At 64.7% G+C, this 20,261-nt stretch carries 1 protein-coding gene (running past one end of the window); it reads left to right on the top strand.

Features of this window, described 5'->3' with window-relative positions; all coding sequences use genetic code 11:
• Positions 1-20,261, top strand: partial view of a non-ribosomal peptide synthase/polyketide synthase gene (locus tag ACMTA2_RS31555; protein WP_490166885.1) — the 3' portion only. It extends 10,636 nt beyond the left edge of the window; only the last 20,261 of its 30,897 coding nucleotides appear in the window; its start codon lies beyond the left edge, outside the window; it ends in the stop codon at positions 20,259-20,261.

Below are 20,261 nucleotides of genomic sequence, written 5' to 3'. Positions count from 1 at the left end.
GCGTCAGTGCCGCCAGCCTGGTGCACCTGGCCTGGGCACAAGTGCTGGGCAAAGTGTCCGGCAAACCGGATGTGGTGTTCGGCACGGTATTGCTGGGCCGGATGCAGGGCGGTGAAGGGGCCGACCGGGCGCTGGGGATGTTCATCAACACCTTGCCGTTGCGCGTGGACGTGGGCACCCAGGATGTTCGTACCGGGGTCAAGGCGACCCACGCCCGACTGACAGACCTGCTGGGCCATGAACATGCTTCCCTGGCGCTGGCCCAGCGTTGCAGTGGCGTGGCGGCACCGACGCCGCTGTTCAGCGCCTTGCTCAACTACCGCCATAGCGCCGCCGAGGTGACCCAGGATGGCCTCTCGGCCTGGAACGGGATCGAGGCACTCAGTGGTGACGAGCGCACCAACTACCCGCTGACCCTCAACGTCGACGACCTGGGGGAAGGTTTCTCCCTCACGGCCCTGGTCGAAACCTCGATCGGTGCCGCACGCATCTGTGGCTACATGCAGATGGCGCTGGACAGCCTGGTCACCGCCCTGGAGCAAGCGCCACACACTGCGCTGCACGCCTTGACGGTCCTGCCGCCAGCCGAACGCCGGCAGTTGCTGGAAACCTGGAACACCCAGGATGCCGAATATGCCGCAGACGCCCTGATCCATCGTCAGTTCGAAGCCTGGGCAATGGCCCAGCCGGACGCCATGGCGGTGGTCCATGAAGAACAGACGCTGACTTATGGCCAGCTCAATGCCCGCGCCAACCAGTTGGCCCATAGCCTGTTGGCCGTGGGTATTCGTCCGGATGACCGGGTGGCGATCTGTGTCGAGCGCGGCCTGGACATGATTGTCGGCCTGTTGGGCATCCTCAAGGCGGGGGCGGGCTACGTGCCGCTGGACCCGGCCTATCCGGCCGAACGCATTGCCTACATGCTGCACGACAGCAGCCCGGTAGCGCTGGTGACCCAACGGGAATGGCGTGAAACCCTGCCGCCATTGAGCGTGCCGACCGTACTGCTCGATCCGCTCGAAGACTGCGAAATGGAGCAGCAGCCACGGCATAACCCGGATGTGCCGGGCCTTGGGGCCAGTCACCTGGCCTATGTGATCTATACCTCCGGTTCCACTGGCTTGCCCAAGGGCGTGATGGTCGAGCACCGTAACGTCGCGCGGTTGTTCTCGGCCACCCAGCCATGGTTCGACTTCGGCCCGCAGGACGTCTGGGCGCTCTTCCATTCCTTCGCCTTCGATTTCTCGGTCTGGGAGATCTGGGGCGCGCTGACCCAGGGCGGCCGCCTGCTGGTGGTGCCGCAATTGGTCAGCCGCTCCCCGCAATACTGCTATGCGCTGCTGTGCGAAGCCGGGGTGACCATCCTCAACCAGACGCCGAGCGCGTTCCGCCAGTTGATCGCGGCCCAGGGCGAGAGCGACCTGGACCACAGCCTGCGGCAAGTGATCTTCGGCGGCGAAGCGCTGGAAACCGGGATCCTCAAGCCTTGGTACGCTCGTCAAGCCAACGCCCGCACGCAACTGGTGAACATGTACGGCATCACCGAAACCACCGTGCACGTGACCTACCGTGCACTGTGTGCGGCCGACGCCCAACTGACCGGTGTCAGCCCCATCGGCAAACGCATCCCAGACTTGCAGTTGTACGTGCTCGACGCACAACACGAACCCGTACCGGTCGGTGTGGTCGGCGAAATGTACGTCGGCGGCGCGGGTGTGAGCCGCGGTTATCTGAATCGCGATGAACTGACGGCCGAGCGCTTCCTTGACAACCCGTTCAGCAAAGAACCGAACGCCCGCCTGTACAAGACCGGCGACCTGGGTCGCTGGCTGGCGGACGGCAGTATCGAATACCTGGGGCGTAACGATGACCAGGTGAAGATCCGCGGCTTCCGTATCGAACTGGGTGAGATCGAGGCCAAGCTGGCCGCCTGCAACGGCGTGCGTGAAGCCGTGGTCCTGGCGCGCCAGGACACCCCGGGTGACCAGCGCCTGGTGGCCTATGTGATTGCCGAAGAGGGCGAGCCACCGTCGGCCGCCGAACTGCGCGCCGAGCTGTTGGGTTCCCTGGCGGAATACATGGTGCCCAGCGCGTTCGTGATGTTGACGGTATTCCCGCTGACCACCAACGGCAAGCTGGACCGCAAGGCGTTGCCGGTGCCCGACCAGTCCTCGGTGGTGACCCGTGAATACGAGGCGCCCCAAGGCGAGGTCGAGACAGCGATTGCGCGGATCTGGCAAGACCTGCTGCAGGTGGAGCAGGTCGGCCGTCATGACCATTTCTTTGAAATGGGCGGCCATTCGCTGCTGGCAGTGAAGCTGGTCGAGCGCATGCGCCAGATCGACCTGGCTGCCGATGTCCGCGTGCTGTTCGGCCAGCCAACGCTGGCGGCATTGGCGGCGGCCGTAGGCGGCGTGCGCGAAATCGTGGTGCCGGCCAACCTCATTCCCGCCGACTGCACACGGATCACACCGGACATGTTGCCCCTGGTCGACCTGGACCAGGACGGTATCGACCGCGTCGTCGCGTCGGTGCCGGGCGGTGTACGCAACGTGCAGGATATCTATGCCCTTGCTCCATTGCAGGAGGGGATCCTGTATCACCACCTTGCGGCAGCCCAGGGCGACCCCTATCTGCAATATGTACAGTTCACCTACGACAGCCGCGCCCGCTTGGACGACTTCGCCAGGGCGTTGCAAGACGTGGTGTCTCGCCACGATATCCTGCGCACGGGCGTGGTCTGGGAAGGGCTGGACGAACCTGTGCAAGTGGTCTGGCGCGAGGCCCGACTGGGGCTCGATGAGATCGTGCTGGACCCGGCGGCGGGAGATATCGCGCAACAACTGCGTGAGCACCTGCACCCTCGCCATCATCGCCTGGACATCCGTCAGGCGCCGATGATGCGCATCGGCTATGCCGAAGACGTGGCGAACAATCGCTGGGTCGGCATGCTGCTGTTCCACCACATGGTCGACGACGCGACGTCCCTGGCCATGCTCACGGCGGAAATCGAAGCCCATGTGATGGGGCGCGAGCATCTGCTGGCAGCCTCGGTGCCGTATCGCAACTATGTCGCCCAGGCCCGTCTGGGCATCAGTCGAGAAGAACACGAAGGGTTCTTCCGCGAGATGCTGGGCGATGTGACCGAGCCGACGTTGCCGTTCGGCCTGCTGGATGTGCAGGGCGACGGACGTGGGATCGAAGAAGTCCGCCAGCCGGTCGATGGCGCGCTCAGCCAGCGCTTGCGGGCGCAGGCCCGTCAACTCGGGGTGAGCGCGGCGAGCTTGTATCACTTGGCCTGGGCGCAGGTGCTGGGCTGTGTCTCGGGCAAGGACGACGTCGTGTTCGGCACCGTGTTGCTGGGCCGGATGCAGGGCGGCGAGGGCGCCGACCGGGCACTGGGGATGTTCATCAACACCTTGCCGTTGCGGGTGGAGCTGGGCACGCAGGGCGTACGTGCCGGGGTCAAGGCGACCCATGCACGCTTGACCGCTTTGCTCGGCCATGAGCATGCCTCTTTGGTGCTGGCCCAGCGTTGCAGTGGCGTGACCGCGCCGGCACCGTTGTTCAGCGCGCTGCTGAACTATCGTCACCTCGGTGCGCAGACGGCTTCCAGCGAAGCCATCGCGGCCTGGGAAGGTATCCAGGTACTGGGCGGCGAAGAGCGGACCAACTATCCGCTGACGTTGTCGGTGGATGACCTGGGCGAAGGCTTCAACCTGACCGTCATGGCTGAAGCGTCGATCGGCGCCGGGCGTGTCTGCGGCTATGTGCAATGCGTGCTGGAGCATCTGCTGGAGGCGCTGGAGCAGTCGCCCCTGGCGCCATTGAACGAGTTGCAGATCCTGCCGCCGGCCGAGCGCCGGCAACTGCTGGAGACCTGGAATGCTTCGGATGTGGCCTACGCCGACAATGCGCTGGTCCATGGGCAGTTCGAGGCACGCGCGGCGACACAACCTGATGCCGTGGCCGTGGTGTTCGAGAGCCGGACGCTGACCTACGGTGAACTCAATGCCCGGGCCAACCGGCTCGCGCATCATTTGCTGGTCCTGGGCATTCGCCCGGATGACCGTGTGGCGATCTGTGTCGAGCGTGGCCTGGACATGATCGTCGGCCTGTTGGGCATCCTCAAGGCGGGCGCCGGTTATGTGCCGCTGGATCCGGCCTATCCGGCCGAACGCCTCGCCTACCTGTTGCAGGACAGTGCGCCTGTGGCCGTGTTGGCACAGACCGCGACACGTCGCTTGTTGGCCGACAGTCCGGTCGCTGTGGTCGATCTCGATGGTCGCGACTGGCAGGACCAATCCGTCCGCAATCCGCAGGTGGCGGGGTTGAATTCCAGTCATCTGGCTTATGTGATCTACACCTCCGGCTCCACCGGTTTGCCCAAGGGCGTAATGGTCGAGCACCGCAACGTGGCCCGGCTGTTCTCGGCCACCCAGCCGTGGTTCGATTTCGGCCCGCAGGACGTCTGGGCGCTGTTCCATTCCTTCGCCTTCGACTTCTCGGTCTGGGAAATCTGGGGCGCGCTGACCCATGGCGGCCGCCTGTTGGTGGTGCCGCAACTGGTCAGCCGTTCGCCGCAGGACTGCTACGCGCTGTTGTGCAAGGCGGGCGTCACGGTGCTGAACCAGACCCCAAGCGCATTCCGCCAGTTGATCGCGGCCCAGGGCGAAAGCGACCTGGGCCACAGCCTGCGCCAGGTGATCTTCGGCGGCGAAGCGTTGGAAACCGGCATTCTCAAGCCGTGGTACGCCCGTGAGATCAATGCCCAGACGCAGTTGGTCAACATGTACGGCATCACCGAAACCACCGTGCACGTGACCTATCGTGCGCTGTATGCGGCGGATGCGCAGTTGGTCGGCGTCAGCCCGATTGGCGGGCGCATTCCCGACCTGCAACTGTACGTGCTCGACGCCCGGCGCGAGCCGGTGCCGGTGGGCGTGGTGGGTGAGATGTACGTCGGTGGCGCAGGTGTGAGTCGCGGTTATCTGAATCGCGCCGAGCTGACCGCCGAGCGTTTCCTGGATAACCCGTTCAGCCATGAGCCGAACGCCCGCATGTACAAGACCGGCGACCTGGGTCGCTGGCTGGCGGACGGCAGCATCGAATACCTGGGGCGTAACGACGACCAGGTGAAGATCCGTGGTTTCCGTATCGAACTGGGCGAGATCGAGGCCGCGCTGGCGGCTTGCGAAGGGGTCAGAGAGGCGGTGGTCATCGCCCGTGAGGACGCGCCGGGCGACAAGCGCCTGGTGGCTTATGTCATCGCCAAGGAAGACGCGCAGCCAGCGGCTGCCGAGCTGCGCACGCAGTTGCTGGGCTCGCTGGCGGACTACATGGTGCCGAGTGCCTTCGTGGTGCTCGAAGCCTTCCCGCTGACCACCAATGGCAAGCTGGATCGCAAGGCGTTGCCGGCACCGGATCAATCGGCGGTGATCAGCCGCGAATACGAAGCTCCCCAAGGGGAAGTGGAAAGCGCCATTGCCCGGATCTGGCAGGATTTGCTCAAGCTCGAACGAGTAGGTCGCCACGACAATTTCTTCGAACTGGGCGGTCATTCGCTGCTGGCGGTGAAGCTGATCGAGCGCATGCGCCAGGTGGATCTGAGCGCCGACGTGCGGGTGCTGTTCGGCCAGCCGACATTGGCTGCGCTGGCTGCTGCGGTCGGCGGACACGCAGACGTCGTGGTGCCGGCCAACCTCATTCCCGCTGGTTGTACGCGAATCACCCCGGACATGTTGCCCCTGGCCGATCTGGACCAGGAGGCCATCGACCGGATCGTGGCCGCCGTGCCTGGCGGCGTCGCCAACGTGCAGGACATCTATGCCCTGGCGCCGTTGCAGGAAGGCATTCTCTACCATCACCTGGCCGCGGAGCAGGGCGACCCCTATGTGTTGCAGGTGATGTTCGGCTTTGACAGTCGCGAGCGCCTGCAAGCCTTTGCCCAGGCCTTGCAGAGCGTGGTGTCGCGTAACGATATCCTGCGCACCAGCATGGCCTGGCAGGGCGTGGAGTCACCGGTGCAGGTGGTCTGGCGTCACGCGACGCTGGCTCTTGAAGAAGTCGGGCTGGATCCGGCGGCGGGCGATGCAGTGCAGCAGTTGCACGAACGCTTCGACCCGCGTCACTACCGCCTCGACATTGCCCAGGCACCGTTGATGCGGCTGGCCTACGCCCAGGATCTGGCGAACCAGCGTTGGGTCGGCATGCTGCTGTTCCATCACGTGGCGCTGGACCACACCGCCCTTGAGGTGGTGGTGCATGAAATGCAGGCCAGCCTGCTGGACCAGGCAGAGCTGCTCGCACCGGCTGTGCCGTACCGCAATCATGTCGCCCAGGCCCGGTTGGGCGTGAGTCGCGAACAGCACGAAGCGTTCTTCCGCGACATGCTGGGTGACATCGACGAACCGACGTTGCCGTTCGGTCTGCTGAATGTGCAGGGCGACGGCAGCGGCATCGAAGAAGTGCAACAAGGCGTGGATGGGGCATTGGCCCAGCGCTTGCGGGCGCAGGCCCGTCAGCTGGGGGTGAGTGCGGCGAGCCTGGTCCACCTGGCCTGGGGCCAGGTGGTCGGGCGCGTCTCAGGGCGTGAAGAAGTGGTGTTCGGCACCGTACTGATGGGCCGGATGCAGGGCGGCGAGGGTGCCGACCGGGCGCTGGGGATGTTCATCAATACCTTGCCGCTGCGGGTGAGTGTGGGGCATACCGACGTCCGTACAGGCGTGAAGGCCACCCACGCCCGGTTGAGCGGATTGTTGGGGCATGAACATGCTTCCCTGGCGTTGGCCCAGCGCTGCAGCGGCGTACCGGCCTCGCTTCCATTGTTCAGCACCCTGTTGAACTATCGACACAGCGCCGGTGAAGCCGCGTCCGAGCAGGCCATCTCGGCCTGGCACGGGATTCACACCCTGGGCATGGAAGAGCGGACCAACTACCCGTTGTGCCTGAACGTCGACGACCTCGGCGAAGGTTTCCTGCTGACGGCCCAGGCGGTGGTCGAAGTGGGTGCGCGACGTGTCTGCGGCTACATGCATAGGGCGCTGGAGAGCCTGGTGCAGGCGCTGGAGCATGCACCTGACGCCCCGTTGCGCGAGTTGACGATTGTACCGGCCGACGACCGCGAGCAATTGCTGGTGGCGTTCAACGCCACTGACGCCGAGTATCCACTGGAACAGACCATTCACGGCTTGTTCGAGGACCAGGTGCGGCGCACGCCGGATGCGCTGGCGGTGCGCCATGGCCGGCACCAGCTCAACTATCGCGAGCTCAATGGGCTCGCCAACCGCTTGGCCCATTACCTGCGCAAACAGGGTGTGCAGCCCGACTCGCGGGTGGCGATCTGTGTCGAGCGTGGCCTCGACATGGTCGTGGGCTTGCTGGCGATCCTCAAGGCGGGTGGCGGTTATGTGCCGCTGGATCCGGCGTATCCGGCGGATCGGATTGCCTACATGCTCGAGGACAGCGCCCCGGCGGCGATCCTGGTGCAGACGGCCACACGTGGCTTGCTGGGCGAGACGGTGGTCCCGTTGATCGATCTCGACAAAGGCATCTGGCAGGACGAGGCAGCGCCCAATCCGCAGGTCGACGGCCTGACGTCGGCGCATCTGGCCTACGTGATCTACACCTCCGGTTCCACTGGTTTGCCCAAAGGCGTGATGATCGAGCACCGCAATACGGTGAACTTCCTGACCTGGGCCCATCGTTCGTTCGATGCCCAAACCCTGTCGAAAACCTTGTTCTCGACCTCGCTGAACTTTGACCTGGCCGTGTACGAGTGCTTTGCACCGTTGACGTCGGGCGGCAGCATCGAGGTGGTCACTAATGTGCTGGAACTGCAACAGGGCGAGCACGACATCACCCTGGTCAACACCGTGCCGTCGGCGCTCAAGGCGTTGCTGGAATCCGGTGGTTTGAGTGAAGGTGTCGATACAGTCAACGTGGCCGGCGAAGCCCTCAAGCGCAGCCTCGTGGAAACACTGTTTGAACAGACTTCGGTCAAGCGTCTGTGCAACCTCTACGGCCCTTCGGAAACCACGACCTATTCGAGTTGGGTCTCGATGGCTCGTGAAGACGGGTTTGCCGCGCACATCGGCAAGCCTGTGGCGAACACCCAGTTCTATCTGCTCGATGAGCACAAGCAACCGGTGCCGCTGGGCGTGCCGGGAGAGATCTACATCGGCGGTGCCGGGGTCGCTCGCGGATATCTCAATCGTGACGATCTGACGGCTGAACGCTTCCTGAAAGATCCATTCAGCGCGGTTCCAAACGCCCGGATGTACAAGACCGGCGACCTCGGCCGCTACCTGCCGGATGGCAACATCGAATACCTGGGCCGCAACGACGACCAGGTGAAGATCCGTGGTTTCCGTATCGAACTGGGTGAAATCGAAGCCAAGCTCGCCCGGCACGATGCCGTGACGGAAGCCGTGGTGCTGGCCCGTGAAGACGTGCCCGGCGATAAGCGTCTGGTCGCCTATTTCACCCAGTCAGAAACGGTGGACATCGAAACCCTGCGTCGCCACCTGCAAGGGCAATTGCCGGAATACATGGTGCCCGTGGCCTACGTTCGCCTCGATGCCATGCCGTTGACCCCCAACGGCAAGCTCGACCGCAAGGCCCTGCCGGCCCCCGACCTGGATTCGGTCATCACCCGCGACTACGAAGCCCCCCGAGGCGAAGTCGAAACCGCCCTGGCGCAGATCTGGCAGGACCTGCTGGGCCTGCAACAGGTCGGCCGTCACGACCAATTCTTCGAATTGGGCGGCCATTCATTGCTGGCGATGCAACTGATCTCCCAGGTCCGTTTGCGCCTGGGCGTGGAGCTGAGCCTCACCGCTCTATTTGCTCATCCCGGACTCATGGAACTGGCACAGGCCGTGTCCCAGGCCGGGCGCAGCACATTGCCGGAGATCGTCAGGGCCTCCCGCGACGAACCCCTGCCGCTATCGTTCGCCCAACAGCGCCTGTGGTTCCTGGCGCAGATGGAAGGGGCCAGCTCGGCCTACCACATGCCGGCCGGCCTGCGTCTGTGCGGCACGCTGGACTGCGTCGCCCTGCAACGGGCACTGGATCGCATCGTTGCCCGTCATGAGGCGTTGCGGACGACTTTCGTCCAGGCCCAGGGCGAGGAGCCCCGGCAGTGTATCGCCGCGGCCGATAGCGGTTTTGCCTTGCTGCAGCATGACTTTTCCGAGCGGATCGATGCCGAAACCGAAGTACACGCCTTGGCGGTGCGGGAAGCCGTCGACGCCTTCGACCTGGAGCACGGCCCGCTGATCCGCGGTCGGTTGATCCGCCTGGGTGACGAGGAGCATGTGCTGCTGGTGACCATGCACCACATCGTTTCGGATGCCTGGTCCATGGGTGTGTTGGTCAAGGAACTGGCAGCGCTCTACGAAGCGTTCCGGCATGACCTGGACGATCCGCTGCCGGCGCTGGCCGTGCAATACGGCGACTACGCCCTGTGGCAACGCCGCTGGCTGAGCGGCGACGTGTTGCAGGCCCAGAGTCGCTACTGGCGGCAAACCCTGGCCGATGCGCCAGCGTTGTTGATGCTGCCGACGGACCGGGCGCGCCCGGCGCAGCAGGACTACAGCGGGGCGGCGCTGCCCCTGGCGTTCGACGCCGAGCTGACGGCCAATCTCAAAACCTTGAGCCAGCGTCACGGCGTCACCCTGTACATGACGTTGATGGCGGCTTGGGCGGCGTTGTTGAGTCGCCTTTGCGGGCAGGACGACGTGGTGATCGGTTCGCCGGTAGCCAACCGCACACGGTCGGAAGTCGAAGGGCTGATCGGCTTCTTCGTCAACACCCTGGCCGTGCGTATCGATGTTTCGGGCGCACCGACGGTCGAGGCTTTGCTGGCGCGGGTCAGGCACCAGACCCTTGGCGCCCAGGCGCATCAGGACTTGCCGTTCGAGCAGGTGGTGGAGGTGCTCAATCCGGTACGCAGCCTGTCCCACAGCCCGCTGTTCCAGGCCATGTTGTCCTGGCAGACCCTGGATAACCGCGAGCTGGTGTTGGGCGACCTGAAGCTCGAAAGCCTTGGTGTGGCGAGCAATATCGCCAAGTTCGACCTGTCCCTGGAACTCGGCGAGGCTCAGGGGCAGATCTTCGGCGCCCTGGAATACGCCACGGCCTTGTTCGACGAGGCCACGGTGCAGCGTTACCTCGGTTATTTCGAGCGGGTGGTGCGTGCCATGGTGGCAAGTGACCAGACGCTGATCGAGCAGATCGCGCTGGTGGACGACGCCGAACGCCAGCGTCTGCTGGTCGGGCTCAACGCGAACCAGGCACCGTACCCCCGTGAACGGACAATCCATCAACTCTTCGAGGCCCAGGTCGCGACTCGGCCGCAGGCCATTGCCGTGGTATTTGAAGGCGAGCGCCTGAGCTACGCCGAACTGAATCGCCAGGCCAACCAATTGGCCCATCACCTGATCGGGCTGGGCATCCGTCCCGACGACCGCGTGGCGATCTGTGTCGAGCGCAGCGCAGAAATGCTGGTGGGCCTGTTGGCGGTACTCAAGGCCGGTGGCGGTTACGTGCCGCTGGACCCGGCGTACCCCGCCGAACGATTGGCCTATATGATCGCCGACAGCGCTCCGGTAGCGCTGTTGACCCAGCGCGCAGTGCAAGACTGCCTGCCGCCACTGGCCGCGCCGGTGGTGCTGCTCGACTACGTCGAGCGGGTACGCAGCGGCATTGCCGCGGGCCGCGAAGACAACCCGGTGGTGGCGACCCTCGGCGTGCGCCATCTGGCCTACGTGATCTACACCTCGGGTTCGACCGGCGCGCCCAAGGGCGTGATGATCGAACACCGGGGCCTGGTCAACTACTGCGTAGATGCCGCGCGCCTGTTCGAACTGACGCCGGCCGATACGGTGCTGCAGCAGAACACGTTGAACTTCGACCTGTCGGTGGAAGAGATTTTCCCGGCGCTGGTCACCGGGGCCACCCTGGCGCCGACCCGCGCGCTGTTCGGCAGCATCGAGCTGCAGCAGGACGCCGGGCTCCGGCCAACCTTCGTGCATTTGACCGCTGCGCATTGGCATTCCCTGGCCGCTGAATGGCACGGCACGCCGGCGCAGGCCCGCGATCATCTGTGCGACGTGCGCCTGGTCAACGTCACCGGTGACGCTCTGTCGATGCAAAAACTGCAGATGTGGGACGCGGTGCGCCCGACCCATACCCGGCTGATCAACACCTATGGCCCGACCGAGGCGACCGTATCGTGCACCGCCGCCTACATGCACTACGACGCCGACGGCGCGGCCGGCAACGCCACCATCGGCACGCCGATGGCCAACACCCGTATCTACCTGCTCGACGGCCACCGCCAGCCGGTGCCGTTCGGAGTGGCGGGAGAGATCTACATCGGTGGCGACGGCGTGGCCCGGGGTTACCTGAACCTCGATGCGATCAATGCCGAACGCTTCCTCGTCGATCCATTCAGTGACCAGCCCGACGCCCGTATGTACAAGACCGGCGACCTGGCCCGCTATCGTCCGGACGGACGCATCGAGTACCTGGGGCGCAATGACTTCCAGGTCAAGGTGCGGGGATTCCGTATCGAGCTGGGTGAAATCGAAACCAGGCTCAGCCACTGCGCCGGGGTCAAGGAAGCGGCGGTGATCGTGCGCGAGGACACGCCGGGGGACAAGCGCCTGGTGGCCTATGTCGTGCCGCACGGCGGTATCACCCTGAGCGCAGCTGCCTTGCGCTCGGAGTTGTCGACCCTGCTGGCCGAGTACATGGTGCCGAGTGCGTTCGTCAGCCTGGCTGCGCTGCCGCTGACGCCGAACCGCAAGCTTGACCGGCAGGCACTGCCGGCGCCGGATGCCGAGGCCTTCGCCAGTCGTACGCATGTGGCGCCGCAAGGTGCCATGGAAGTCGCCCTGGCGCAGATCTGGCAGGGCATGCTCAGCGTCGAAGCGGTGGGGCGTCACGACCACTTCTTCGAGCTGGGTGGGCATTCGTTGCTGGTGATGCGCTTGATTGCCCAGGTGCGCGAGCAGTTGGGGGTGGAACTGAGCCTGAACGAGGTTTTTGCCCAACCCGAGCTGAGTGCGTTGGCCCAGGTCCTGGCCCGAGCGGCACGCAGCACCCGGCCGGACATCCTGCCGGTGTCCCGCGAGCAGGCATTGCCGTTGTCGTTTGCCCAGCAACGCCTGTGGTTCCTCGCGCAGCTGGACAACGCCAGCGCGGCGTATCACATCCCCACCGGCTTGCGTCTGCGCGGTGCGCTGGACACCGCCGCCCTGGGCCATGCCCTGGATCGCATCGTCGCCCGTCACGAAGCCTTGCGCACGACCTTTGTCCAGGGCCAGGACGTGGAGCAACGCATTGCGCCGGCCGATATCGGCTTCGCCTTGCAACGGCATGACCTGTCCGCTCACCCGGATGCCGAGGCCGAGCTGTCGCGCATGGCCGGGGAGGAAGCACGGCAGGCGTTTGACCTGAGCCGTGGCCCACTGGCCCGTGGTCGCCTGGTGCGCATGGGCGAGGCTGACCATGTGTTGCTGGTGACCTTGCACCACATCGTCTCGGACGGCTGGTCCGCCGATGTCCTGACCCGTGAGCTGGGCGTGCTGTACGCGGCATTCAGCCAAGGCCAGGACGACCCGCTGCCGGCCTTGCCGGTGCAATACGCCGACTACGCCGTCTGGCAGCGGCGCTGGCTCACCGGCGAGGTGTTGAGCCGCCAGGAACGCTACTGGCAGGACACCCTGGCCGGTGCACCGGCATTGCTGACCTTGCCGACGGACCGACCACGGCCGGCCCAGCAGGATCATTCCGGTCATGCGGTAGGGATCGCCTTCGATGAAGCGCTGACCGAAGGCCTCAAGGCCTTGAGCCAGCGCCATGGCGCCACGTTGTTCATGACGGTGATGGCCGCTTGGGCCGCGTTGCTGAGCCGGATGTCCGGGCAGGATGATGTTGTCATCGGCACACCGACGGCGAACCGCATGCAGGCGCAGGTCGAAGACTTGATCGGCTTGTTCGTCAACACCCTGGCGGTGCGCGTCGAGGTTTCGCCCGAGCTGACCGTCGAGACCTTGCTGCAACGGGTCAAGGCCCAGACCCTGGGCGCCCAGGCGCATCAGGATCTGCCGTTCGAACAGGTGGTGGAAGTGGTCCGGCCATTGCGCAGCCTGTCCCACAGCCCAGTGTTCCAGGCCATGCTGTCGTGGCAGAACAGCGAAGCCGGCGGGATGGAACTGTCCGACCTGTCCTTGCAAGGGCTGGGGGTGACCAGCCGTACCGCCAAGTTCGATGTGTTGCTGGACATGGCCCTGATCGATGGTCGCCTGTTCGGTTCGCTGGAGTACGCCACGGCACTGTTCGACCAGGCCACGATGGAGCGCTACCTCGGTTACCTCGAATGTATCTTGCGCGCCATGGTTGCCGATGAGCAGGCTTTGGTGGCGCAGATCCCGCTGTTGGAGGACGCAGAGCGCCAGCATCTGCTGGAAGCGTTCAATGCTACGACCGTCGACTATCCGCAAGGCCTGACCCTGCATGGCCTGTTCGAGGCACAGGTGGCAGCGTCCGCGGAGGCCGTCGCCGTGGTGTTCGAAGAGCAGCAACTGAGCTACGCCCAACTGAATGGCCGCGCCAACCAGATCGCTCACCGGTTGCTTGCCCTGGGCATTCGTCCGGATGACCGCGTGGCGATCTGCGTGGACCGCAGCACGGACATGGTCGCGGCGCTGCTGGGCATTCTCAAGTCCGGCGCCGCCTACGTGCCGCTCGATCCGGATTACCCGGCTGACCGACTGGCCTACATGCTGGAGAACAGCGCACCGACGGTGGTGCTCACCCAGCGTGCCTTGCAGGCGAGCCTGCCCGCGACCGCCGCCAGGGTGATGGTGCTCGAAGAGGAAGCCTTCGCCACGCAGCCAACCGGGAATCCGCGGCTCTCGGGCTTGCATGCCAACCATTTGGCCTACGTCATCTACACCTCGGGTTCGACCGGCCTGCCCAAGGGCGTGATGAACGAGCATGGCGCGGTGGTCAATCGCCTGCTGTGGATGCAGGACGCCTACCCGCTGAGCGCCGCGGACGCGGTGCTGCAGAAGACCCCGTTCAGCTTCGACGTGTCGGTGTGGGAGTTCTTCTGGCCGCTGTTCACCGGTGCCCGGCTGGTGATGGCGCGTCCGGGTGGGCATCGCGACCCGACGTACCTGCGTGAAGCCATCCAGCGGCACGGCATCACCACGATGCACTTCGTGCCGTCGATGCTGGACGTGTTCCTGGCCCATGGCGAAGCTGGCGAGTGCGAGGGGTTGCGCCAGGTGATGTGCAGCGGCGAAGCGTTGCCGGGGCATCTGGTGCGGCGCTTCAAGGGGCAACTGCCACGGACTGCCTTGCACAACCTGTACGGCCCTACCGAAGCCGCCGTGGACGTCACCGCATGGGACTGTTCCGGTGCCGACACGCCAGACAGCACACCGATCGGCAAGCCGATCGCCAATACCCGGATCTACTTGCTCGACGCCCATGGTCAACCGGTGCCCATGGGCGTGGCCGGGGAGATCTACATTGGTGGCGTCCAGGTGGCGCGGGGTTATCTGCACCGTCCGGAACTGACGGCCGAGCGTTTCCTCGATGACCCGTTCAGTCCCCGGCCGAATGCACGAATGTACCGCACCGGCGACCTGGGTCGTTACCTGGCGGACGGCAACATCGATTACCTGGGGCGTAACGACGATCAGGTGAAGATCCGTGGGTTCCGTATCGAGCTCGGCGAGATCGAAGCCAAGCTTGCCCGGCACGAGGCGATCAAGGAAAGCGTGGTGCTGGCTCGCGAAGACGTGCCGGGGTCCAAGCGGTTGGTGGCGTATTTCACCGTGCACGGTGACGAGCACCGCGTCGAGATCGAAACCCTGCGTGCTCAGTTGCTAGCGCAACTGCCGGAATACATGGTGCCGGCAGCCTACGTGCAGCTTGAGGCATTGCCGTTGACCCCCAACGGCAAGCTGGATCGCAAGGCATTGCCGGCGCCGGACCTGGCGTCGGTGATTACCCGTGAGTACGAAGCGCCGCAGGGCGCTGTGGAAACGACACTGGCACAACTGTGGGCCGAGCTGCTCAAGGTCGAAAAGGTGGGGCGTCATGACCACTTCTTCGAATTGGGTGGGCACTCGTTGTTGGCGGTCACGTTGATCGAGCGCATGCGCCAGGCCGGCTTGAGCGCCGATGTGCGCGTGCTGTTCGGCCAGCCGACCCTGGCCGCGTTGGCGGCAGCCGTGGGCGGCGCGACGGAAATCGTGGTGCCGGACAACGGCATCGTGCCGGGTTGTGAGCGGATCACCCCGCAGATGTTGCCGCTTGCCGACCTGACCCAGCAGGAAGTCGACGCCATCGTCGCCTGGGTGCCCGGTGGCGTGAGCAATGTCCAGGACATCTACGCCCTGGCGCCATTGCAGGAAGGGATTCTGTATCACCACATGGTTTCGCCGCAGGGCGATCTCTATGTGCAGCAGGCCATGTTCAACGTAGAGGACCGTGCCCGGTTGGATGCGTTCGTGAGCGCGCTGCAAGGCGTGATCGACCGCCACGATATCCTGCGCACGGCTGTGCTTTGGGAGGGCTTGCGCGAGCCGGTACAGGTGGTGCTGCGAGAAGCGCCACTGGCGGTGCAGACTTGCACGGTCGAGCCGGGCGAGGACGTGGTGACGCAGCTTCGTGAGCGTTTCGACCCTCGGCACTCTCGGCTCGATGTGCGCCAGGCGCCCATGATGCGGCTTGCCTGTGCCTATGACGACGAGCACCAGCGCTGGGTCGCGCTGCTGCTGTTTCATCACATTGCACTCGATCACACCGCGCTGGAGGTGATCCAGCACGATATGCAAGCGTACTTGCTCGGGCAGCAGGCACAGTTGGGCAATGCCGTGCCGTATCGCAACTACGTGGCCCAGGCGCGGCTTGGCGTGACGCAAAGCGCCCACGAGGCATTCTTCAGGGACATGCTCCAGGATATCCAGGAGCCGACCCTGCCATTCGGTCTGCAGGACGTGCAGGGCGACAGCCATGTCATCGAACAGGCCCGGTTGGGCGTGGACGACAGTTTGAATCGTCGTCTGCGGACACAATCGCGACTGCTTGGCGTCAGTGCAGCGAGCCTGCATCACCTGGCCTGGGCGCGGGTGGTGGGCGCTGTGTCCGGGCGCGAAGACGTGGTGTTCGGTACCGTACTGATGGGCCGGATGCAGGGCGGTGAGGGGGCCGATCGGGCGCTAGGGTTGTTCATCAACACCTTGCCGCTGCGGGTTGACGTCGGCGTCGACGGGGCCCGGGCAGGCGTCAAGGCAACGCATGCGCGTCTCACCGCGCTGCTGGGACACGAACATGCGTCGCTGGCATTGGCACAGCGTTGCAGCGGTGTCGCTACGTCGACGCCGTTGTTCAGTGCACTGCTGAACTACCGGCACACTGCAACGCAGGTCACCGAGGAGGCCCAGTCGGCCTGGAACGGGATCGAGGGGCTCGGCGGTGAGGAGTGGAGCAACTATCCACTGTCGCTGAACATCGACGACCTCGGCGAGGCCTTCGTGTTGACCGCCCTGGCGGAGTCGCGCATCGGGGCAGAACGCATCTGCGGCTACATGCACACGGCGCTGGAAAGCCTGGTCGATGCGCTTGAACGCACGCCCGAAGTACCTTTGCGTGAGCTGGCGATATTGCCGGCGGCGGAACGCCGGCAACTGCTGGTCGACTTCAATGCGACCGACACGGTCTATCCCCGCGAAGAGACGGTCCACGGCCTGTTCGAAGCCCAGGTCAGGGCCCGGCCTGACGGGATTGCACTCCAGCATGGGGCGCAGCAACTCACCTACCGGGAGCTGCACGAGCGAGCCAATCACCTGGCGCATTGTTTGCTTGAACGGGGCGTCCAGCCAGGGTCGCGGGTCGCGATCATGCTGAACCGTTCGTTCGAGCTCATCATCAGCGAACTGGCGATCCTCAAGTGCGCCGCCGTCTATGTACCGCTGGACCACCATGCGCCCGAGGAGCGGCAGCGGTTCATGTTGCAAGACAGTGCCGCGGTGCTGGTGTTGACGACCCGTGACAGGGCCTTGCCGGAAGACATGCCGCGATTGGACCTGGACACACTGCAATTGATCCAGGCTGCACGGCCGGCGGTATTCCCCGGTCAAACCAGCGATACACCGGCGTACATCATGTACACCTCGGGCTCCACAGGCCACCCGAAAGGGGTGATCGTGCCGCACCTGGCCATAGGCCGATTGGCGATCAATAACGGCTACGCGGATTTCGGTGTACAGGATCGCGTGGCGTTCGCCTCGAACCCGGCGTTCGACGCCAGCACGATGGAAGTGTGGGGGGCATTGCTCAACGGCGGGCGCGTTGTGATCATTGATCACGAAACGTTGCTCAGCCCGACGCAATTCGCCCAGGCGCTGACAGAGGCCGAGGTGTCGGTGCTGTTCGTCACCACCGCCATGTTCAATCAATACCTGGTCTTGATCCCGGATGCCCTGGCAGGCTTGCGGATCCTGCTGTGCGGAGGCGAGCGCGGTGATCCGGCTTCCTTCCGGCGGCTGTTGGCCCATGCTCCTTCGCTGCGGCTGGTGCATTGCTATGGTCCCACCGAGACCACCACCTTTGCGACGACCCATGTGGTCTCTGCCGTGCCACACGGCGCAACGAGTGTTCCGATCGGCCGTCCTATTGCCAACACCCGGGTGTATATCCTCGATGCCGCGCGCCAACCGGTACCTGTGGGTGTCGCGGGGGAGATCCATATCGGGGGTGTCGGGGTGGCCCTCGGTTACCTGAACCGGCCGGACCTGACCGAGGAACGCTTCATTGCCGATCCGTTCAGCGATTCGGGCAGCGCGCGCCTGTACCGCAGTGGCGATCTTGGCCGCTGGCTGCCCGACGGCACCATCGAATACCTGGATCGCAATGACGGTCAGGTCAAAATACGTGGCTTCCGTATTGAGCTCGGTGAGATCGAGGCCCGTTTGCACGAGTGCCATGGGGTGCGCGAGGCCCTGGTGGTCGCGCGTGAAGACAGTCCGGGCGACAAGTGCCTGATCGCGTATTACACCGAGCATGAGAACGGTGGGGGGCTCGATGCGGACGTCCTGCGTGCCCAACTGCGCTCCGTGCTGCCGGAATACATGATCCCGGCGGCCTATGTGAGATTGACGTCGTTGCCGCTGACACTGAACGGCAAGGTCAACACCGGAGCGTTGCCGGTACCGGAAATGCACGCTTATGGGAGCCAGGGCTACGAGGCGCCGCAAGGCGACCTGGAAGTCACGCTGGCAGGCTTGTGGGCTGACGTCCTGAAGCTGGAGCAGATCGGTCGTCACGACAACTTCTTTGAGCTGGGCGGTCATTCATTGCTGGCGATCCGGCTGGTCGGATTGTTGGCACAGGCCAACCTGACCGTCTCGCTGGCCGAGCTGTTCCAGCACGAAAGCGTCGCGTCGATGGCATCAATGCTGCAGGCCCGCACCGAGGATGCCCAGGTCAAGGAGGCCATCGTACCGGTGCGCACCACCGGCCAGCAGAATCCGCTGTTCCTGGTGCACGAGTTCAGCGGCCTGGACCTGTACTTTCCGATGCTGGGCAAGCACATCGATCCGGATATCCCGGTGTATGGCCTGCCTGCCGTCGAATGGGGTGAGCCGCAGTTGCAAACGATGGAGTGCATGGCCTCGCGGCTGGTGGGGATCATTCGTTCGGTACAACCCAAAGGGCCTTATCGCCTGGCCGGCTGGTCGTTCGGTGGCGTGCTGGCCTACGAGACTGCGATCCAGTTGATCGGCCTGGACGAGGAGGTCGAGTTCGTCGGTCTCATCGACAGCTATCTGCCTCGGCTGGTGGATCAGGGCCGGTCGCGCTGGGCATTGGACGAGGCCCACAAGCTGCATCTGCTGGACCGCTGCGATGTTTTCTGGAGGGCTGCGTTGCCTGGGGAAGACGTACTTGCAGCGATCCTGGAGAAACTGGCCGATCTGCAAGGGCAATTGGATCGATTCGATTTCACAGGCCTGGTGCAGCATTGCCGCGACGAGGCGGTGCTGCCTGCCGAGCTGGCCGTCTACAGCGCGGAGCAGCTCTGGCAGTACCTCGATCGCGAAGTGGCCCACGGTCATGCGTTGGCCCATTACACGGTGTATCCGATTTCCGTGCCGGTGCATCTGCTGGTGGCCGAAGAACGCAAGGACGACGCGCCCGAGCACTCCGGCTACCTGGGCTGGGACGCTGTCCTGCCCACGTCCAAGTTGCATTGTGTCAAGGTTCCGGGTAACCACCAGAGCATGATGCAGGCGCCCCATGTCAAGGCATTGGGCCAGGCCATCACTGCTGCACTCCACACCGCCGCGTCGCGTCCGGCCCCCTCACCGAAGAGCGGCTACCAGCCGCTGTTGACGATCCAGGGCGGGCGCGCCGACCGGGCACCGATCTTCTGCGTGCCAGGTGCCGGCGACAGCGTCACCGGTTTTATCGGGATGACCGATGCCTTCGGTCCGGAATGGCCTATCCATGGGCTGCAACACCGAGGGCTGGACGGCAGCACAGAGCCTTTCAGCCTCGTGGAGACCGCCGCCCAGGCGTACCTCGACGCGATCGACAAGGTGCAGCCGGAAGGGCCGGTGCATCTGCTCGGTCATTCCTTCGGCGGCTGGATCGTGTTCGAGATGGCGGCCCGCCTGCATGCCCGCGGTCGCAAGGTGGCCTCGTTGACGCTGATCGACAGTGAGTCGCCGGGCGGCAACGGGGTGGTGGGCAAGCCCTATACCGCGACGGGGGTACTGAATCGATTGATCGAGGCGATGCAGCTGGCCTCCGGCAAGTCCCTGGGGATCGATGCAACGGTCTTCGGCGCCCAGGACGATACCGCGCAGATGCGCTTGCTGCATGCCGGTATGGTCCGCGCTGGCATGTTGCCGCAGCGTTCGGCGGTGGATTCGATGCGGGGTCCGGCGCGCGCCTTCGGTACGGCCCTGCGCACGGTTTATCAACCGCAACATCGCTACACCGGACCGGTGCGGTTGGTGTTGGCCAATGATCCGACCCTGGACACGGCCGGCAACAAACGCGAACAGGCACAAATGATCGAAGGATGGCGCAAGCATATCCCTGACCTCAGCGTCTGGTACGGTCCGGGCAATCACTTCACGATCCTCAAGGCCCCTCACGTACACAACCTGGCAGCCTGGTGGCAGGACGGCCTTCCCATGCTCGACGAGGAGGCTGCCAGTGATTACGTATGA

The organism is Pseudomonas medicaginis (assembly GCF_965119365.1).
Taxonomy (GTDB): domain Bacteria; phylum Pseudomonadota; class Gammaproteobacteria; order Pseudomonadales; family Pseudomonadaceae; genus Aquipseudomonas.
This window is presented reverse-complemented; position numbering and strand designations above follow the sequence as displayed.